Annotated in this window: 18 protein-coding genes and 1 pseudogene; 4 read left to right on the top strand and 15 right to left on the bottom strand. The window is 30.5% G+C overall.

The annotated features are described in order from the left end of the window. The first annotated feature begins 77 nt into the window (after positions 1-77). A complete protein-coding gene (locus Q6H37_RS12595; RefSeq protein ID WP_318743009.1) occupies positions 78-239 on the top strand; it encodes a SpoVR family protein in 162 nt (53 codons plus the stop codon). 77 nt (positions 240-316) lie between these two features. Here Q6H37_RS12595 and Q6H37_RS12590 read toward each other — a convergent pair. Together Q6H37_RS12590 and Q6H37_RS12585 are read right to left on the bottom strand one after the other, a co-directional pair. Further along, positions 317-570: pseudogene (locus Q6H37_RS12590) on the bottom strand (DUF3781 domain-containing protein). Positions 571-941: 371 nt separating this feature from the next. Beyond that, the gene (locus Q6H37_RS12585; RefSeq protein ID WP_318742265.1) at positions 942-1,496 is read right to left on the bottom strand and encodes a helix-turn-helix domain-containing protein; all 555 of its coding nucleotides are present in this window, start codon (positions 1,494-1,496) and stop codon (positions 942-944) included. 118 nt (positions 1,497-1,614) lie between these two features. Here Q6H37_RS12585 and Q6H37_RS12580 point away from each other — a divergent pair, with 118 nt between their 5' ends. Beyond that, positions 1,615-2,199: a LysE family transporter gene (locus Q6H37_RS12580; RefSeq protein WP_007059683.1), complete on the top strand. Its 585-nt coding sequence runs from the start codon at positions 1,615-1,617 to the stop codon at positions 2,197-2,199. 301 nt (positions 2,200-2,500) lie between these two features. On the opposite strand, the gene Q6H37_RS12575 is transcribed toward Q6H37_RS12580, so the two are convergent. The 10 genes from Q6H37_RS12575 to Q6H37_RS12530 form a co-directional block, all read right to left on the bottom strand. Continuing rightward, positions 2,501-3,499, bottom strand: coding sequence for a DUF2971 domain-containing protein (locus Q6H37_RS12575; protein WP_318742264.1), 999 nt, complete (start codon positions 3,497-3,499; stop codon positions 2,501-2,503). Positions 3,500-4,222: 723 nt separating this feature from the next. Further along, complete coding sequence (locus Q6H37_RS12570) at positions 4,223-5,044, bottom strand: methyl-accepting chemotaxis protein (protein ID WP_318742263.1); 822 nt, start codon at positions 5,042-5,044, stop codon at positions 4,223-4,225. A gap of 327 nt (positions 5,045-5,371) precedes the next feature. Next, positions 5,372-5,800, bottom strand: coding sequence for a pyridoxamine 5'-phosphate oxidase family protein (locus Q6H37_RS12565; RefSeq protein ID WP_318742262.1), 429 nt, complete (start codon positions 5,798-5,800; stop codon positions 5,372-5,374). Between the two features lie 232 nt (positions 5,801-6,032). Further along, a complete protein-coding gene (locus tag Q6H37_RS12560; protein WP_318742261.1) occupies positions 6,033-6,917 on the bottom strand; it encodes an AraC family transcriptional regulator in 885 nt (294 codons plus the stop codon). 123 nt (positions 6,918-7,040) lie between these two features. Continuing rightward, complete coding sequence (locus Q6H37_RS12555) at positions 7,041-7,796, bottom strand: N-acetyltransferase (protein ID WP_318743007.1); 756 nt, start codon at positions 7,794-7,796, stop codon at positions 7,041-7,043. Between the two features lie 18 nt (positions 7,797-7,814). After that, a complete protein-coding gene (locus tag Q6H37_RS12550; protein ID WP_318742260.1) occupies positions 7,815-8,432 on the bottom strand; it encodes a GyrI-like domain-containing protein in 618 nt (205 codons plus the stop codon). Between the two features lie 297 nt (positions 8,433-8,729). Next, a complete protein-coding gene (locus Q6H37_RS12545; protein WP_007064145.1) occupies positions 8,730-9,761 on the bottom strand; it encodes a DUF362 domain-containing protein in 1,032 nt (343 codons plus the stop codon). Positions 9,762-9,811: 50 nt separating this feature from the next. Further along, positions 9,812-10,612, bottom strand: coding sequence for an EFR1 family ferrodoxin (locus Q6H37_RS12540; RefSeq protein ID WP_318742259.1), 801 nt, complete (start codon positions 10,610-10,612; stop codon positions 9,812-9,814). Positions 10,613-10,741: 129 nt separating this feature from the next. Further along, complete coding sequence (locus Q6H37_RS12535) at positions 10,742-11,047, bottom strand: metalloregulator ArsR/SmtB family transcription factor (protein WP_318742258.1); 306 nt, start codon at positions 11,045-11,047, stop codon at positions 10,742-10,744. Positions 11,048-11,182: 135 nt separating this feature from the next. Continuing rightward, positions 11,183-13,606 (bottom strand): 5'-nucleotidase C-terminal domain-containing protein, encoded by a 2,424-nt coding sequence (locus Q6H37_RS12530; RefSeq protein ID WP_318742257.1) that lies wholly within the window; start codon positions 13,604-13,606, stop codon positions 11,183-11,185. A 263-nt stretch (positions 13,607-13,869) separates the two neighbouring features. Between Q6H37_RS12530 and Q6H37_RS12525 the strand changes: the two genes are divergently transcribed. Continuing rightward, positions 13,870-15,156 carry an O-acetylhomoserine aminocarboxypropyltransferase/cysteine synthase family protein gene (locus Q6H37_RS12525; RefSeq protein ID WP_318742256.1) on the top strand — a complete coding sequence of 429 codons (1,287 nt, stop codon included), beginning with the start codon at positions 13,870-13,872 and terminating at the stop codon, positions 15,154-15,156. Between the two features lie 103 nt (positions 15,157-15,259). On the opposite strand, the gene mmuM is transcribed toward Q6H37_RS12525, so the two are convergent. Together mmuM and ptsG are read right to left on the bottom strand one after the other, a co-directional pair. Further along, positions 15,260-16,192, bottom strand: coding sequence for a homocysteine S-methyltransferase (mmuM, locus tag Q6H37_RS12520; protein WP_318742255.1), 933 nt, complete (start codon positions 16,190-16,192; stop codon positions 15,260-15,262). Between the two features lie 144 nt (positions 16,193-16,336). Further along, a complete protein-coding gene (gene ptsG, locus Q6H37_RS12515) occupies positions 16,337-18,403 on the bottom strand; it encodes a glucose-specific PTS transporter subunit IIBC (RefSeq protein ID WP_318742254.1) in 2,067 nt (688 codons plus the stop codon). A 427-nt stretch (positions 18,404-18,830) separates the two neighbouring features. On the opposite strand from ptsG, the gene Q6H37_RS12510 reads away from it, so the two are divergent. Further along, positions 18,831-19,517: a GTP pyrophosphokinase family protein gene (locus Q6H37_RS12510; protein ID WP_048029969.1), complete on the top strand. Its 687-nt coding sequence runs from the start codon at positions 18,831-18,833 to the stop codon at positions 19,515-19,517. A 57-nt stretch (positions 19,518-19,574) separates the two neighbouring features. Here the strand turns inward: Q6H37_RS12510 and Q6H37_RS12505 are convergent, their stop codons facing one another. Continuing rightward, entirely contained in the window at positions 19,575-21,281 is a 1,707-nt protein-coding gene (locus Q6H37_RS12505; RefSeq protein ID WP_318742253.1) for a methyl-accepting chemotaxis protein, read from the bottom strand. Positions 21,282-21,489: the final 208 nt, after the last annotated feature.

Below are 21,489 nucleotides of genomic sequence, written 5' to 3'. Positions count from 1 at the left end.
AAGTGATTCTTAGACTCAGAATCCATGGGATAAAATTAGCATAGTTACAATTATACTCTTAGTTACTATACTTTTCCATAAACATAATTATTAACATAAATTTTATATGTATTGCTAATCATATTGAATTTATTAAAAGACATAATGATGTCATTACCCCAAGCATGGGAAGAATAAATCCTTATCATTTAGGTTTTGAAATGTTCAAATTCATAGAAAACAAATATGGCATAGATTAAATATTAAAAAGGCCATGTTGAATTTTAAATGATTTAACAATGGCCTTTTGTTTTATTATGTAATTGAGAAATTCAATCTATTTTTTTATCTTATGAGCAGTAATAATGGTATAGCTATATGCATTAATGTTATTTCACAGTTATCTATGTCTACATACCAGTTTTTACCCTTTCTAACTATTATGGCATTGGACTTTAATATTTTGCTGCTACACCATTTTACTACATCATCCACATCTAAAGAAAGATTGTTTTTAATTCGTCCAACTCCCAACTCGGTTGTGTGCAGCTTATCTAAGTTTTGTATTAATTCACATTTATTATCATTCATTTTCGTCACTATGTATTTTCCTTTGCAAAATTACTATTTATCTATAAGTTATATGATCAGTATTAATTTATATTAACAACACAACTAAAATATTTATATGCCTTAACTTCTTGTTATTGGCCTTATGAGAATGATAATAGCACTCCCAATTATATGAATAATTAGGAGCTATATTAGGTTCTTTTAATCCCATTACGCATTCAGGAGTTATGTCATAATTTATGAAAAATGCGAATCAATTGAGCTTATGTTTTAGTTTTTATATATTTGCTATAAACCAAGTACCTCAACACTTAATAAATTATAACATCGCAAAATATATCCCCATAAATATCTGTTCAAAATGATCTCTAAAGCTACATCATTGATTTCTACATTGGATAGTAAATAACCATACTTAATGAGCAAATTGCATCTCCGGTATTTTGATAAGCATGAGGGCAGTCTGCCTTAAATCGTATGGAATTACCTGTTGTTACAACAAAATTCTTACCATTTATACTCATAGTAAGATTGCCAGAAAATACAGTAATGAATTCCTGTGTACCTTGTTGGTGAATTTCTGAAGATAAATAACCGTTAGTGTCAATCTCAATAGAATACATTTCAAACCGCCTTACACTATCAAAGGTGAACACAGGAAATATCTTAACCCTGCCGTTATCTTCAACAAGTGGTTGCACTTGACACTTATCTACGATTTCAAAGTCAGCCTCTGGCATGCTCATAAGTTGGGTACATGATATTTTAAGCCCATTTGCAATCTTCCATACCGTTGACACAGTAGGGTTTGCTTCACAACGTTCAATTTGGCCTAGCATACTTTTGCTTACACCGGTCAACTTTGAGACATTGTCAAGGCTAAGCGTCTTTTCTGCACGAAGCTTTTTTAAGTTTTCAGCAATAATAAAATTAAGTTTTTCCAAAAAAATCCTCTCCAATCTATTGACATTATACTGCACAAATAGTACCATTATATTGCACAGTATAATATATTATCCTTTTTGTGCATTATACCATACAATAGTTAGGAGGTAAATATCCATGCCAAATTTTACAGCATTTTTATCCTATGTCCTTATTGCAAACTTTAGTCCAGGACCAAATACTATTATGTCAATGTCAAATGCAAGCCGATACGGATTTAAGAAGAGCATAATGTTTAATGTAGGCATATTCTTTGGTGTTTTTATTCTATTTTCCTTAAGTAGTATTTTTAGTATAGCGCTTTACAGCTTTATCCCATCAATCAAATCAATTATGTCATATGTTGGTGCAGCGTATATGCTATGGCTTGCATGGCAAACCTACAAGAGCAAACCTAACAGTGAGGACAAACCTGAAAAGCGTACAAATACATTTTTATCCGGCTTACTTTTGCAGTTTGTCAATCCGAATGTTATTATTTATGGACTTGCAACCGTTTCAACATTCATCGTACCATATTACAAATCTGTGTTCATGCTTACAAGTTTTTCTGTGATTCTTGCTTTCCTTGGCTTTGTAGGAACCTGCTGCTGGTCATTGTTTGGCTCTGTATTTCAGAAAGTTCTTGTAAAACATTATAAAGTCTTTAACACTATTATGGCGCTTCTACTTGTCTATTGTGCAGTGTCATTGTTTCGTTAATAAATATTATTTTGAAAATTAAAAAATAATCAAAGTAAATCCGCTTACATTTTCCAAGAGATGAAAGCGGATTTATATTGTTCAAAATATAGGCTAGTTCATATTATCTTACTATTGTGTCACTTGCTAAATTTTATTAAATGGGACCTTCAAGGCATTGAACTACCCATTATTAGCCTAATGGGTAGTTCTTAATTTAATGTCGTGTTTTAATAACATCTCTTCACAAAACTTTCAACTTTTACCCTATTAAAATGTGTATGCTAATCTATGTTATTTGTAGCATTAAATAATTCTCATACTATCTTAATGGAATCTTAGAAACGTCAATCTTTGTCTTATACAAGCCGCAAGACTTAAGGAAGCTCTTTAATTCCTTTTTATTTTGAAAACACTTTGGACCTAGAATAATTTCAGTTATTAATGTATCACTCCAAATTTCAGATAAATTCATTGAATAGTAACTTCTAATAATGTCTCCAAACACTCCATACTTTTTATTAGTTTTTAAAACTTGTAATAATTTCGCCAACTCATATGTATTTTTACTAATGTTAAAAAATAATTCTTTGCTTGTTGCTACAACTAATTCTGCATTACGTTTATAATATTGCGATACTTCTTCCGCTTCACCTTCTTCTAAATAAACACGATGCTCTCTCTCATCAGAAAACCCCAAATGCTTAAAACGTGGTCTTAACGTAGCCAAAGTTGAATAATAAATAGACGAAAAAATATGTTCTACATGTGTTAAATTGTTATCTGTCATCTTCTCAAATCCTTGAATTTTTGCCATAATTGATGCTTTAGCACACTCAACCTGTTCCTTATAAGAATATAATATTTCTGACGTTTGAAGCCAATTAGCAGTAATATTTGGAAGTGAGTAATTAAAAAATAGGTGTTCGATCAATGGAATGTTTAATCCAATACAAACCCCTTTACAATTATCAGCATATCGTTCCCAGTGCGTAAGACTATCTCTATTCTCTACAAATGAAAGCCCATAATATTTATACTTTGGTCTAACCTTTACATACTTTTCGTCATTCGGCGCATTCTCAATGTTTTTAAACATTTCCAAATAATCTGTTTCTTTATATTCATTCTTTAATTCCTTAATAGCTTGTTCTATAGTTTTTTTAGCAATTTTTAATTCCATTGAATCATTTGAAGATTCTAATGATGTTAACCAAAAAGATTTAGTATTTAATATTCCATACAATGCTCTGACACTACAATAATGATAAACAACTTTGTCTTTAAAACCTAATGACTCTCTAAGTTCTTTTTCATTCACTTTATTACCCCCAAACGTAATCATTGTTTATACAAAATTCAATATTTCGCATAATTATGTTATTACTGAAATTCACAAGGTAAGTATTGTTTTTCTAACTTCCCATTATAGACATTTTCTACATTAAAACCATCTACCTAATATTTCTACAAAAAAACTAAAGTTCCTGTAAATTATGGCTATAATGTATAAAATACCAAAATTAGTTTACATATTTGTACTCACAGACAAGGTTCCATTGTTATATTTAAGTTTTATTTACCTTAGGATATAATAAATATAAAAATATAAATTCCACATCCTTGAAGTAAATTAAAAGTGAGGTTTATTTTATGCCTAAAAAGCTTCTCTATAGTCAAAGTAATTATAAAATCATAGTAGAAAATAGCTATATATATGTAGATAAAACAAACTCCATTAAAAAATTCAAAAATCATGATTCAACTTATATAACTTTTTAAGATCAAAACGTTTTGAGAAAAGTCTTTTTGCCTATATACTTGGCTAATTACTAAAACTAACCTTAGACAGCTTAACTAGTGGATTTAACAAAACATGACGATTTTAATGAAATGATGGAATTTACCAAGGATGAAGTTACATAACTAATAAATAAGGTAATTACAGAACCTTTAAGTAAGACTGAGTTAGATGAAAAGATTGAAAATAAAACAAAAGAATTAACCCTATAGGTAAAATATAAGATTAATTCTTTTGCTATAATTATAAATTTTTTGTTTCATCAACAAGAGTTTTAGAAATTGTAGTTATTTCATCTATTGTGGCATTCATTTCTTCTGTAACTGCAGCATGATTTCCAGCAACTGCATTAGCTTCGTTTACTTGGCCCACTATAACATCAATAGATTTTTTCATTTCAACAAGGGCAGCCATAACTTTCTTAGAAGATTCGCTGCTGTTTTGTGATAGCTTTCTCATTTCCTGAGCTACAACAGAAAAGCCTTTGCCTGCATCTCCAGCTCTTGATGCTTCTATTGCAGCATTTAATGCTAATAAATTTGATTGTGAAGCTATGCTTTGAATAGAAGTAATTATAGAATCTGTTTCATTAATCTTCTCATTTGTATCATTAGCAGCAGATAAGATATCATTAATAACATTAGATAGCTTTTGAGAACCTCCAGCAATTTCTTCAATTGCTTCACTTGTTTGTCCAAGAGAAGTGAATAAATTTTTAGCTGAATTCTCTATACTTACTTGTTTATCTAAACTTTTAGCTAATCCTACAGCCCCAATTACTTTTCCATTAGAATCTCTTATTGGATAAGCAATTGCTTTAAAATCAATTCCAAAGGCTTCCTTAGGTACTACAGCAGAAAATACTCTATTTTTTTCCATAGCCATAAATAATGGGTTATCTTTTGGAACCCTGTCCCCTTCTTTAAAAGCCACTGGAACCTTATCATTTATAAATACTGCGATACATTTTTCCCTATCAGTAATGCATGTAGATACATCTTCTTGAATAAGTTCTTCCAAAATTGGTAGTACATTTTTTAAAGAGTCAATCATACTGTTTTCCATATTATTCCTCCTCGGGGTATTAAATATTTTGTTCTATAATTTGAATATCAAATAATATTTTATAAAATTTACCTTTTTATTATAGCATAAATAACAGAAACTTATAATTTATTACATTTAATTTACTAAAAATTGTTTAAATTTGTATTAAAGTGAAGTAAAAATGACATTGAAATTCATAAAAAATAAATTTTGATTAAATATAAAAAGCCATATTAAATTTTAATTCATTTAACATGACCTTTTATACATTAAATTAATTTTAGTTTTCATTATTTATTTTTCTAAAATCAAATACTAAAAGTTAACCTTCGACATTCATAAACTCTAAAGTTGAATCATTTCTTTAGGTGCAAAGTTTTTTTCCATAGTCCATATAGTAGCTGCACCATTTCTTAATTTTAATACTGCAAAGCTATTATAAAAATCCTTCAAGTCACCACTTTCTCTCCATGGCTTTAAGAATTTACGAGTTGGATGTTCTGATATTTCATCTTTAAGATTATTATCATCTACTATTTCTAACTTTCCACTTATACGTATCTGAGTTCCATTTTCACAAAAACATAATTCAGCCTTTGGATTTTTTAGTACTTGATTATATACATCCTTTGTTACAGCTGTATGAAATATAATTCCATCTTCATCAGCTCTATAAAGCAGCATTCCCCTAACTCTTGGTTGGTCTTCCTCTACAGTAGCCAAAAAAAATACTGGATGCTTCCTCATCAATTCAAAAATCTGTTCTTTTAACATATATGTTCCTCCTTTTAGTCGCAAACACTGAGTAGTTAATCCTACTCGCTTCCACTTGTGAACTACTCATTAAAGTCCATTTAGGACTTTAACCTCCTAATTTTGCTTTTTACATATTTAAATATACAAAAAACTTAAGAGGATTTCTTTCAAAATATTATCAACATATTTCATAATTTTGCTCTTTAGACATCTAAAAAATAGAAATGTCCTTAATATTTTTGAGAACATCTTATTTTGAATATAAATTTTGATATTCTGTTGGAGTAATTCCATATTGCTTTAAAAAACAGGAAGAAAAATGAGAGGAACTATTAAATCCACATTGTAACGCGATTTCTGTAATAGTGTTTGATTTTGCCCTTATAAGCTTCTTTGCCTTATCAAGTCTAAGTCTAATTAAATACTCAATTGGGGATAATTGAGTTTCTTTTTTGAATGTACGTATAAAATGAGATTCAGACATATTTACAAGCCTTGCCAAATACTCAACTTTCAATTTACAGCCAAAATTCTGATGCATATATTCTATAGCTTTTTCTGTTTCCAATTTTTCTATGAATAAATCTGATGAAGCAGGAACTTCAAGAATACTTCTTATTAGTTCATTTGTAATAATAGTTGATAGACTTTCCAGAATACTTTCATAACCTGGTCGTTTATTTTCATACTCACTCATGAATTTCTTTATATAAACCATAACATCCTGTTTGATTAAAAATTGCTTCCAAAAGTACCTTTCAGGACTTTTATCACTATATATACTATAATATTTTTCATAAAATTCGCTGGATATAAAAATAGCAATATATCTAGTAAAATTATCTGTTTCTTTTTCTTCATGACTAATTTTTGGTGACATTGCTGCAACTAAATAATGATTTGGTAACACTTGTATTTCTAATGGCACTATACTTTTTTCTTTAGAAAAGAATAACACAAAAGAATAAGCTGGATGGGTGTGATTAGGTGTGATAGCATATTCACAAAATCCAACACTAGGTATAAACATACTTAAATTCCGAGATGTATAAAAATCTACATACTTTAAATTTTCTTGTGTTATATTACCCACAAGGCTTTGAACTCTTTTTAAAGAATTTTTATCTATTTTCATGTAATCACTTCCCCAACTATCCAAGTTCCTGTTAAATCAAATTCTTTTCCAATAATTTTCTCATTGCTCTATACCTATATTCTATCATAGGTTAGACTTATTTAAATGAAAAACACCTAATAACTATTGCATTTTTTCATTTACTATTTTCTCAAACTTCTTATCTGAGAGAATTTCATTTGTCACAAATTCACCATTATAAAATAAACTATATATAACAAAAGGAGCTGGTGCCATTTTTGCTTCTTCAGTGGATTCAATTTTAATTGACTTAAAGGCAATTTTTTTCTCATGAGCAATTTTTTCAATGATAGGTACATATTTTGCAGTAAATGGACACTGGTTTGAATAATACAAAACAAAACCTTGCTCTTTAATTGAAGGTGATTTTATATGTTTCATAAAACAAGGTTTAGGTGTATTTTCATGAAAAGGTAAATAGAATAATTCATAAAAAGGCTCTGAAGTATCTGCTAGCTTAAATCCCTTATATTTTAAATACTTAGGATCTGAAATATAGGGAATTTTCTTTTTAGCAGACAATATTACTAATCCTAACTTTCCTTTTTTCTTACTATCAGCAATACAAGCCTTCAAAAGTTCATTTGAATATCCTTGTCCTTTAAATTTCCCTGATACCCACAAGCAATCAATAAACATATAATCATTTGCTTCAATAGGACACCATGCATTTTCTGCTGGCACATATTCTATAAAACATTTTCCCCTGACATTTCCCTTTAAGAATACCAAGCCTTCTTTAAAACGTTTCTTCAACCATTGTTTTTTGGATGCAACTTGGCAATCTTTATTGTTTGAAATTGCACAACAAATATGTTCTTCTTCTATATTTTCCTCTGTAACCTTTATCAGTTCCATCATATCCTCCTCCTGAATTTATTTTACCATATATCGTAATACTGTCTTCAATTTGTCTTTCTCAACTTTTCTGGCATCACTAAGGTAAATTTCTCTATGAATCATTGATTTCCTTTGAAGGCCACTATTCTCCATGAATTCTTTCATCTTTGCAAAGTTTTCTGGCTCATTGTCATAAGAACCTTTGTGCAGCATTTGAATACTTAAGCCATCCTCTAACTCATCAAACACAATTTCATCTAATAGTGGATGAGGTTTTTTCTTGCGGGCAATTGCTAATGCCTTTTGTGCAACATTTTCATCCACAAAGTCAGGCTGCCTGATCATAATAGTATATAATAACTCATCTTTATTTAAAGTATCTGATTTTTTACCTTCTTCTGTCAAATTCCACAAACCTTCTAGTGGATATACTGTATATTCAAAATATCCTTCTGGTGTAAATCCATTTTTAGGCATCATTCTAACAGCATATGACATAGTATATAGCACTCCTATTCTCTCAGAAAAATCTTCATCATTGGGGTTTCCTTTACCCTTTATCATAAAAAACTTCTGTTTTGGAATTTTAACTAACTCAGGAATTGCTTTTGGCAAATATAATTCTTTTTCATGTTTTCTCCATTCATGTTTCATGCTACTTATCTCCTTTATACTAACATTTACAATGATTGATTCTTAATGCATTTGATTTCAAATCTGCACTATGTAATGATCTTCTTGATCTTTCTTTTTTATAGTATAACAAAAGTAACATGACAACTGTATGTCATATTTCATAATTAATTATGAGATGTTTTATTCTATTGTTTATATTCTTAGATCCTAATTTTTCTACATAAAAAAAGCACCTAGTATATACATAACTAAATGCTATTTTCTATCACTTTATATTTGATAATAAATTTTCATCTGCTTACAAAAATCATCTTGTTATATTTCTACAAGTTCATATTTTCTGCTTCCCAAGCCTATCTTTTCTGCATAATCAAGAGTATATTTGCCTCTTCTGAATACACGTCTCCCGTTAACTTTGTCAAGTACATCAAGACAAGCCTGATCTATAGCAACCGGATCTGTAGCTGCAAATACTCCTATATCCTTTGCCACAGGTTTCATACTGTGACCATCACAATCACAATTTCTTGTTATATTAAAGGCAAAAGTTATGTAAATGTTATTCTTATCCTTTGAAGCTGCATAGGCATATTCAGCAAGTCTTTCATTAAAACTTTTTGAAAGTGATGCCAGCCAACTATTTGAAACTGCTCCAAAATTACAAGTTGTCATACAGGCAGCACAGCCAACACATTTATCTTTATTAATCTTAGCCTTTGATCCCATAACAATTGCTTTTTCAGGACAATTTTTAGCACATGATCCACAGCCTTTACATTTGAAATAACTTATTTTAGGTATGGAATTAGCATGTTGAGCAAGCTTTCCACCTCTTGAAGCACATCCCATTCCCAGCTGCTTAATTGCTCCTCCAAAACCAGCTAAAGCATGTCCTTTAAAGTGACTTATAACCATAACTTGTTTTTGTTTTGCAATTTCCGCACCTATTTTACACTTTTTAAAATTCTTTTTATTTATCTCTACCTCTTCATAATTTTCTCCATGATCACCATCTGCAATTACAATAGGTAATTGAGTGAATCCATGTTCTCCAGCAAGCTTAATATGATTTTTTGACGTAGTTCTCTCCCCTCTATAAAGAACATTTGTCTCCATATAAGCACTTTCTATTTCTCTTTCCTTAAAATATTCTAATATGCCCTCAAAATTTTTGGATTCTATATATGTCTTATTGCCTTTTTCACCAAAATGAACCTTTAGTGGTATATACTTTTCCAGTGTAATACTTTCGTCCTCCACCAAACGATTCAAAAGCACCTTTGTTGCTTCATTTATATCTTGTGTTTTTAAATATGAATCTACAGCCTTAAAATATACCTTTTTCATAAAAAATCTCTCCTTTAAATTTTCATCATTGAATATTCAACTATAATTATTTATTTTATCCTTTTTTTAGAAAGTAACTCTTCTAATTTTATATTAGGATTAATATATCTTTTTTTATTTATAGTTCTTGAATTGAAATAAATTGCTTTTTTAGGGCAATGCTGCACACATGCCATACAATCTTCACACTTATTTGACCATATAGGTATGCCGCTTTCCAATTTAATATTTCCAGCAGGACAAGTTTCTTCACATATACCACAACCTATACAAAAATTGTTTATCTTAAAACTTTTGCTTATTGATTTTAATCTGCTCTTCCAAATAGTATATACAACTGATGAGATTGATTTAAGAACAAATCCTTCACTTTCTCTATAAACTTGTTCATCTAGAACCTTATTTACAATTAAATATATATGTTTTTCTGCTTTTTCAAATACTTTAAGAAGAGTTTTCTCCTTAGGAGCTTCAGCCCATTTGATATAACTATCCGGAAAGGTTATGTACTCCCCATAGTTTATTTTAATATTCTTTTTATTCAGTAATGTATCAATATCCTGAAATATTCTTCCCTTGGTAATAGCTCTTGTTACAATTGAAAAAATGTAACTATCCTTTGAAATTTCCAACTTTGAAATAAATTTTTTTACCATATTAGGCATACTCATAAAATATAAAGGTATTATAAAACCAACTCTTTCATAGTTATAATATTTATATTGATTGTTATAGATAGCTTCTGGTATTGATACTAGCTTTGTATTTTCAATAATTTCAGCCAATTTTTTCGCTACATAAAGAGAGTTTCCTGATTGACTAAAATAAAAAATAATTGTTTTCTTGTTCATTTTACAACCCTCCTACAAGCTTTTATTTATCTTCATCATATTAAAAAACAATCTTAAAATAATTTTAAAGTTACTAATTACTTTTATATTTCGACAACTATCAAAGTATTGTTTAAAAATAAAAGAGATTTATTTTTTTTCATCTCTTTTAATTGTTAATATACTACAAATTTCATTTAACAATTCTTCATTTGCTCTTGCAACTAAAAATTTACCCTTTTTCTCTGTAAAAATTAAATTTGCATTGCTTAATTCCTTTAAATGATGCGAAATAGTAGGTGCACCTATATTTAATTTACTGATAACATCATTTATAAAGCATTCACAATTTGTATCAAAACTTTTTTCAGCGTTCCTTACTATTTGAAAATATAATTCCAATCTATTTTCATTAGAAAGAGCTTTAAATATCCTTGCTAACTCTTTTGTATCCATAATTGCTCCTAACACTTTGATAAATATCGAATTATTAATACAATCTTACATTATTTAGGAATGTATGTCAATAAACAAAAATTCAACAGTAAATAAGTTTTAGAAAAGTAAAACTATCCACTGTTGAATTTTGGATTACTGAGAAATTGTTGTGAAGTTTATTATTCTTTCTTGCTTCATCAATTTATTTGAAGTACTTTTTAAATTTTTGATATATATTGTATATGATGTACCAACATTATACTTACTTTTAGGCTGTATGAAAAAACTCTTATTATCATTTACAGCAGGTATTAAGTTTATTTCTACATTTTTCTTTGTTGCATTGTTTATTACAGTTACATTACTATTTGTTAATGTAGAGTAATCAATTCCTTGTGTCATAGTTACTGTCCATTTTTTATCTAATGCGACATTAGTTGTAAGCTTAGTAATAACAGCCTCCGCATTAGTTAACTTGCTGTAGTTAGCTACCAAAGATTTCTGTGCCAAGGTTAATTTATCGTAAGAAGCTCTGGCTTTAGCTATGGCATCATTATTAGGAATAACGATATTTGAAGGCAATGCACTAATCATATCATCAGTTTCTTTTGATATAGCTGGATCTATTCCCACCAAACTTGCAACTACATCTGCTGCCTTATTGGAGCCGATAACATTATTTATGTAAACATCTGCTTTTAAATTGTTATATAGAACACTTACACTATGCGGTCCAGAAGGTAAATTAGATATTGTAATCACACCATTGTCACCAACAACAGCTTGTACAGCATTACCATTATCTATAGCATAAGTTATTGACGAATTGGCAGAAACTAAATTTTGCCCATTTTTTATAGTTATGGCTGCTGTATATGGATTATAATTGAAATCAGAAGAAATTTTTATTCTCCCTTCATTATCAGGATATAAAAAAGCTCCTCCATTTTGTGATGTTAACTTTGTTATATACTGGGCAGTAACAACATCTAATGCATTTCCTTCACCTATATTTTTAAGTGATCCAAGCATTGTATAACCATCACCACCACCAACTTCATAATCATTAGAAACTAAAACTATCTTAGTAGCTGTATCATTTTTATCAAGCACATTTTTATCAGAACCATCAGAATTTAGCAAAACAATTTTAGTTATTCTATTTGAAACTGGGTTTAATGGATTATATTCAAATCTCATTCCTGAAATTTGAGGAAAACGTCCATCAGCACCGCTTATAACTCCTGTTGAAGTATCCTTTATTGTTATCTTTGAAACACCATTTTCAAGTACTTGGTATAGTAACGCTGGTGTTACTTCTTTAAGTGAAAGTATATTTCCAAAAGGAAGTACTGTTGTAATTTGTCCTTGATTTATATCACCTGCTGGAATAGAATCACGTACTCCTCCTCCATTTTCCAGTGCAACGACAGGCAATGAAGCATATTCTGTACCACTTATTTGTGATTTGCCACCATCTACCATAGCATCTGCTACTAAATCTCCCAAATTTGTTTCCACAAGTCTTGAAATAGATTGTCCATTTACTGTTCCAGACCAAAAAGAAGTATTGGTTCTTCCAACTTTTTGAGAAAACATAGCTTTTTGTGAATCACTTGCTTGTTTTGCAAGTGCTGCTACTGTCTGATCTGGACTATAAGCAGTTGTCGCTGCTGCTGCAGATATTAAATTTTCTGCTGCTGAAACCTTACCATCGCTTCCAATAGATACATCTATCCTACCAACATTTGAATTATAGCATCCTGTTTGTGCAATAAGGGTATTGTTTACCAATTTATTTTCCACAGTATGGCTGTGACCATCTATAATTACATTTATACCATCTACAGCTTTAGCAATATCCTCACTAATTGGAGAACTTGATGAATCATTACCCAAGTGCATTATTCCTACAATTACTGAAGCACCTTCTGATTTTAGTTTACTTACTTCATCTTTTGAAACCTTTATAGGATCTTCGAATGTTATACCAGGAATACTAGCAGGGCTTGTTTTATATACAGTTTCTTGGGTGGTAATACCAAAAAAGCCTACCTTAACGCCATTAACAGTTTTTATAAAGTCTTCTCCATTATTACCATTTACTCCTGAAAGAAAAGGTTGTCCATTATCCATGGTATTTGCAGAAATTACAGGAAATGAAGCCAGCTTTGCATTGCTGAGTGCTTGATCCTTGCCATAGTCAAATTCATGATTTCCAAGAACCATACCATCATAACCTTCTGCATTCATAAGCTTAATTATGTCAGCACCTTTACTTACTGTTGCAAAAGGCACCCCTTGAGTTGCATCGCCTGCATCTATAAGTAATGAATTAGGCACACTCTTTTTTATAGTTGCAGTATAATCAGAACCAATTTGAGTAAGTACAGGTGGTTTTGCACTATTAAAGCTGTCTAATAAATGTCCATGCATATCATTTGTATGAAATATAGTTATTTGTGTAACTGCTCCACTATTACTTGCTAGTGCTGGAAATTGAATGCTGTTAATTGCTAATAGAAGTGTTAATACCATTGTAAGTATTAAATTCTTCTTAAATAGTTTTTTTATCATATTTATATATCCCCCTTTTGCATAAAATGTATAATTATACTAAATTGTAACACAATATTAAATTGCATTAAATGGTTTTACGAGAATTTAACATAGATAATTTTCGGATTTTTGCAAAAAAACGTACTTTAAATATACACATCCTATATTTGCTAACATATCTTTTATTATTTTTATTAATTTTTATGGTAATTCCCTCTTGAATTGATAAAATATTAAAATTATAATAATTATATTATTATTTTCAGAAAGGACGTAATAAAATGAAAAATTATAAAATGAATACAAAATGTGTACAAGCCGGTTACAGACCAGGCAACGGAGAACCTCGTCAGGTTCCTATTATTCAAAGTACAACCTTTAAATATGATACCAGTGAAGATATGGGAAAATTGTTTGACCTTGAAGCCACTGGCTATTTCTATAGCAGACTTCAAAATCCAACAAATGACTATGTAGCTGCCAAAATTGCCGATATGGAAGGCGGTACTGCTGCAATGTTAACTTCTTCAGGTCAAGCTGCCAATTTCTTTGCTCTTTTTAATATCTGTAACTGTGGAGATCACATTGTTGCTTCTTCCAGCATTTACGGAGGTACTTTCAATCTAATTTCCATAACTATGGCCAAAATGGGTGTTACTGCTACATTTGTTTCTCCTGATTGTACAGAAGAAGAATTAAATGCTGCTTTCAAGCCTAACACAAAGGCAGTTTTTGGTGAAACAATTGCTAATCCTGCTCTTACTGTATTGGATATCGAAAAATTTGCAAATGCTGCTCACTCACATGGTGTTCCACTTATAGTTGATAATACTTTTCCAACTCCTATTAACTGCCGTCCTTTTGAATGGGGTGCTGACATTGTTACCCACTCCACTACAAAATACATGGATGGTCATGGTGCTGCACTAGGTGGAGCCGTTGTGGATTCTGGTAATTTTGATTGGATGGCTCATGCTGACAAATTTCCAGGACTTTGTACACCAGATGACAGCTACCATGGTATTACCTATGCTGAAAAATTCGGCAAGGAAGGAGCTTTCATTACCAAATGTACTGCTCAACTAATGCGTGATCTTGGTTCTATTCAATCACCACAAAATGCATTCATCCTAAATCTAGGACTAGAAAGCCTTCATGTACGCATGCCGCGTCATTGCGAAAACGGTCAGGCTGTTGCAGAATTTCTTCAAAAGCATCCAAAGGTTGCTTATGTTAACTACTGCGATCTACCAAGTGATAAATACTATGAAGTTGCAAAAAAATATCTTCCAAATGGCTCCTGTGGTGTTGTTTCCTTTGGTTTAAAAGGTGGTCGTGAAGCAGCTGAAATATTCATGAAAAATCTTAAGCTTGCAGCCATTGAAACACATGTGGCAGACGCTCGTACCTGCTGTCTAAATCCTGCAACAAGTACACATCGTCAGATGAATGATGAGCAATTAAAGGAAGCTGGTGTTCCAGCAGAATTAATCCGTATCAGCTGTGGAATTGAAGATAAAGAAGATTTAATTTCTGATATTTCACAAGCTCTAGATTGTATTAAATAATTTTACTTGTAAAAAGGGATTGGCTAGCATATCTAACCAATCCCTAATTAAATTATCCTCTATTTTAGATAGTTCTATTATGATATTTTATCCTTCCATATAACTATCTAGCCCATTTAGCAATAGCTTTAATATCCTCTGGAGTAGTTCTGCAGCAGCCACCAATAAGACTAGCTCCCTTATCGAACCAACCTTTGGCATTGCAACTATAGGATTCACAAGATGAATTACCATGCCATGTTTTGGAGTTAGCATCATACTCTTCACCTGAATTTGGATAAACTACCACAGGTTTATCAGAATTCTTTTTAATCTCTTCAATTAAGGATTGCACATACTGAGGAGCAGTACAATTTACTCCAATTGCAGCAACTTGTTCACAGTTATCCAAGAATTTTGCACACTCAGAAATTGGAGTTCCATCACTTATTTCAAGAGCATTTTTGCAGCTAAAGCTTATCCAACAATAAGTTTCAGGAAATTCTTTAAGTAATTTAACAATAGCTTTTGCCTCTAAAAGACTAGGTAATGTTTCACAAGCAAGTATATCCACTTTTTCTCCTACTAAAATCTCCATTCTTGGTCTATGAAAATTAATCAAATTTTCCTGATTAATGTTGCTGTAACCACGGTATTCAGAACCATCAGCAAGATAAGCTCCATAAGGGCCTACCGAACCAGCAATTAACGGAATGGGTCTGTTCACTCTATTAGACGGTTCTTTCCAAAAATCATCTCTTGCTTTCTTAGCAATTGTAACAGATCTTTTTATAAGTGATTTTGCTTCATCTTTTGAAAAACCTTTTTTTACAAAGCCTTCAATGGAAGCTTGATAGCTTGAAGTAATAGCACAATCCGCACCAGCGCAAAAATAATCATAATGAACTTTTTCTATCATTTTAGGATTTTCAGCAAGTATTTTAGCCGACCAGAGGGCATCATTTATGTTGCATCCTCTATTTTCAAGTTCTGTAGCTAATGCACCATCTAGAATAATTGGCGAAAATTCTTTTAAAATATTCTCTATTGGATTCATAGTAACACTCCTTTTTTATTGGTTTTGTGTATGATAACTATAACATTTTTTGATAATGCCATTCAAGTTATATATTTTATAAACTAACATCTTAACTAAAAAAGCCAGTATATATGTTTAATATACACTGGCTTTTTAAACTCACTATTTAATAGTTACTATATTCTTTTGTCCACGCTTTATTTGGCTTCCAGCTTTAACTGAAACTGTTTGACCTTCAGCTAAATTTGTGAAAACAATTGGAGTAATTAGTGTTGGAACTTTATCTTTTATTAAATCTAAGTTTGCTTTTAATATAGGCTGACCTGCTTTAACTTCAGCTCCTTGCTCTACTAAAGCTTCTAGTCCTTCACCTTTTAAATTCACTGTATCTATACCAAAATGAATTAATATTTCATTTCCGTTAGCTGCAGTTATTCCAATAGCATGTTTTGTTGGAAAAACAGTTGTTATTACTCCATTTACAGGTGATACAACTTCACCATTTGCTGGTTCTATAGCAAATCCATCACCCATCATTTTCTGTGAAAAAACTTCATCTGGAACTTCTGTTATAGGTAATATCTTTCCATCTAGTGGAGCTACAAAAGTTTTATCATCTGAGTTTGTTGCTGCCACTTCTTTTTTAACTGAATCTTTTTCAACTACAGGAACCTTTCCAGCCATAATGTCTTTAATTTGAGTCTTTAACTGGTCAGATTTTCCTCCAAATATAGCCTGAACGTTATTTCCCACTTCCATAACGCCAGCTGCTCCTAATCTCTTAAGTTCAGCCTTATCTACATTTTTAATATCACTAACACTTACTCTTAAACGAGTTATACAAGCATCTAAATTAGTTATATTTTCTTTTCCGCCTAATGCTTTTAATATTGCTGCTGGCAATTCTGACTTTTGAACATCACTTGTTGTTACTTCTTCTTCATCATCATCTTCACGTCCTGGAGTCTTAAGATCCCATTTTCTTATAGCAAATCTAAATCCAAAGTAGTAAATTACTGCAAAAACCAAACCTACTGGTATTACTAACCACCATGCTGTTCTATTTGGTATAACTCCAAATAGCATGTAATCTATTAAACCTCCAGAGAACGTCATACCTATCTTAACATTTAGCAATTGCATTGTCATGAAAGATAAACCTGCAAATACAGCGTGTATTGCAAATAACGCTGGTGCAACGAATAAGAATGAGAATTCTATTGGTTCTGTTATACCAGTTAAGAATGAAGTTAATGCTGCTGATGCAAGTATACCACCTGCAATAAGCTTCTTTCCTGGTTTTGCTTCATGATACATTGCAAGTGCTGCTGCTGGCAATCCAAACATCATGAATGGGAATTTACCTACCATAAATGTACCTGATGTAAATTGTGTACCACCGTTGCTAAGCATACCAAATTGAGTGAAGTCTTTTAATTGAGCCATAAATATTGTTTGGTCTCCTCTTACAATTTGACCAGTTGCTTTACTTGCATATTCTCCAAATTGATACCAGAATGGATTATAAAATATGTGGTGTAATCCAAATGGTATTAATGATCTTTCAATAACTCCAAATACGAATGCCGCCAATGTAGGATTTGCATCAATCATGTTGTGTGAAAATGTATTTAATCCATATTGGATTGGTGGCCATACAAATACAAGTATAATTCCTATAAATATAGATGTTACTGCTGTTACAATTGGAACAAATCTTTTTCCTGCAAAGAAACCTAAATATGAAGGCAACTCTATATTGTAGAATTTCTTATAAAGCTGCGCTGCTACAATACCAATTATAATACCACCAAATACACCTGTTTGTAATGATGGAATACCTAAAACTGATGCATAAGCTGGATTATTGCCACTTGCTAACTGTGAACTAACTCCTGCTACTATTCCTAAAGTCTTGTTCATTATTAAGAAACCAACGATTGCTGCTAGTCCTGCAACGCCTTCTCCACCTGCAAGTCCTACTGCAACACCTACTGCAAATAATAATGAAAGATTACCAAAAATAATATCTCCTGATTGCTCCATAACTTTAGCAAAAGTTTGGAATGCGTGATTATTTAAAAATGCTGCATGACTTAAGAAAGCCGGATTTTGAAACATGTTACCAAATGCAAGCAAGATACCTGCAGCTGGTAATATTGCAACTGGAAGCATTAACGCTTTACCAATTTGTTGTAACTTACCAAAAATACTACCTTTTTTAGACATATAATTGTCCCCCTTCATTTTCTATTTTTACGCTAATTGTATTCATTTTATAATTTAGATTAATCAATTAACTATTCTTATTGTGCCACAAAACACAAAAGGCATGAGCTAAGGTAGTTAAAACTATATTATATCTATCCGACTAGTATAAATAGATATAAATATAATCTAAAACAACCTTTGCTCATGCCTGATCGAATCAGTAACACGCAAATGTTAATATTTATTTTTTATAATTCGCAAACCTTTTCAGAATCTTTCTAAAACACTGTACTTGATTTGCTATGTGTTTATTATATCAAAGCATTATTATTCTTTCAATACCTTTTTATAATTTTTTTGATTTTTTTAAAGTATATTTAAGGTTGCAATGGTATATTTTATAGTAAGAGCTAAAAACAATTATTTCTGCAAGGAGGAATACCTAATGCAACAACATAATTATGATATAAAATATGAAACACTGTCACCAGAGCATGAATTCTATAAAGAATCTTATATCCTATTAGAAGGAGCAATTATTGAGGTCCTTTCTAGATTAGATATTATTCGAAAATATAAAGCAGCACAAAAATGTAAAGATCCTATTGAACACTGTAAAGCTAGAATTAAATCAGCAAGTAGTATGAAAGAAAAATTAAAGCGAAAAAATTTACCTGTTACAGTGGATAGTGCTTTAAAGGAAATTTATGATGCAGCTGGAATCCGCGTCATTTGCCCATTTTTAGATGATATCTATTGGATTGTAAATATGCTAAAAAATCAGCAGGATATTAAGGTTATTAAGGAAAAGGATTATATTCGCAATCCTAAACCTAATGGCTATCGTAGTTACCACATGATCTTGCAAGTACCATTACATTTGGAAAACCGAATTGAAATGGTTTACTGTGAAATTCAAATACGTACTATTGCAATGGATTGTTGGGCAAGCTTAGAGCATCAGTTAAAGTACAAGAAGAATATTCCCAATGAAAAAATGATTGCTGAAGAATTAAAACGATGTGCAGATGAAATTGCCTCAACAGATTTGAATTTACAGACTATTTCAGATATGATAAAGGAAATACAACATGAAAATGGAGAGGATACATATGAGAATCTTACTTGCTGAAGATTAAATAGAGAAAAATAAAAATCCTACGATTCTTTAAACCGTAGGATTTTTTTGTTAATCTAAGCTTTTACCTTCTGTTTTAAAATTATTTACGTTATTCATTACATCATTAACCATACCTAATAGTTTTTCAGCAGCATTACTAACTTCTTCTGTGGAGCCGTTTAATTCCTCAGATAAAGAACTTATCTCTTCTGAAGATGCTGAAATTTCTTCTGAAGCAGAAGATGAATCTGATAAATTACTTAATATTATAGATTTCTTACTATTTACTTCAAGCATAGAGTTATTGACTAAATTTATTCCTGGCAGCAATTTTTCCATATCACCAATTATTCCACCAAAAGAACTAGCAATACCATTTACAATTGTAATTTGATTTGAAAATTGAAAATCTACATTTTTAGTATTAATTACAACCATACTACTTTGCTCTGAAAGATTTTTTAAAAGCTCACTAATGTTTTTAGAGGATATTTTCGATTGTTCTGCAAGTACTCTAATTTCCTCTGCTACAACGCTAAATCCCTTGCCTGATTCCCCAGCTCTTGCTGCTTCTATGCTAGCATTTAACGCAAGTAAATTGGTTTGATCTGATATATCATTTATTAAATTTGTAATATCATTAATTTTGTTAATACTAGAACCTAATCCGTGAATTTTCTCTATAACAGCTTTAAAATGAATATTTAAATCATTTATTGAATTTATTAACAAACTTACATCCTTACTGCTTTCCTTAGATTTTTCTTTAATATTATTTGCCATAGTATCAAATTCATTTACTATTTTTACAGTGTTATCTATAACTCTTCCAAATTCATTGAAGTTTTCTTTTATGTTAAAAATATCTGATGCTTGTTTTACGGAATTTTCCGACACTCCCTGCGTAATTGAAGCAACATGCTCTGAAACTGATGCTATATCCTTAGCTGTATTATATAAACCATCTGAACTTTCCTGTGCAGTACTTACATCATTTTTTATATTTATTAACATATCATTAACCTTTAATCTAAAATCATTTAAAAAATTTGCTATTTCTTCAATTTCATCCTTTGTTTTTATCTCAATATTTCCTTGTAAATTTCCTTTACTCATATTTTCTAATTTGTTTTGAATTATGCCAATATTATACTTTAATTTCTTTGAAAATAACCATACTGATAATAAAGATATGATAATAGCAACTATGATTTCTAAAATGGCTATCCTAAAAAATAACTGTTTAATATTTTGAAAAGTTGAAATATCCTCGTCAGCTCCAATAATAGCTATAACTTGTCCAGATGAACTTTTTATTGGTGCATAGGCTGATACATATGTTCCCCACTTATCTGAATATGGTTTATCACTAACAACAATATTACCCTCAAAAGCACTAGAAATTTCCTTTTGCATTTCATAGTTTTCCATATATTCAGCAGGTTCTGGTGAAGCATCAAAAAGAAATTGAACATTTTTATCATCTTTCTTTATATAAATATAAAAGTTTTTTATATCTTTTTTTGCTTTAAATACTGTCATTGAATTTAATACTTCTTTATACTCTTTAGATTTATTAGAGTTATCTTTTAATACTTTTTCTATTTTATCTTTATCAACGGCATTAATTGATTCTACAATAGATGCTTTAGCACTATCCTTCAACTTCACCTCCACATTCTTAAATATAATGCCATAGCTTATAAAAGATATTAATACAACAATTCCAACTACTATGGACACTAGCTTAAGAACTTTTAAACCAAGTCTACTCATAATTTTCAAATTCCCCCTACACATAAATTCCATAATTATATTTGCTTTGACTTTTTTGTAACAATTCTACATGAACATTGATCTACTTTCAAAATACTACATTTATTACATTATATCTTATAAAGTTACTAATTAAAATTGTTTTTTGCATTATTTTTAATGTTATAATTCATTTTTCAACATATAATTTACTTTTTTTCACATATAC

The sequence above is a fragment of the Clostridium sp. JS66 genome (assembly GCF_033561535.1).
In the GTDB taxonomy this organism is placed as follows: domain Bacteria; phylum Bacillota; class Clostridia; order Clostridiales; family Clostridiaceae; genus Clostridium_AM; species Clostridium_AM carboxidivorans.
This window is presented reverse-complemented; position numbering and strand designations above follow the sequence as displayed.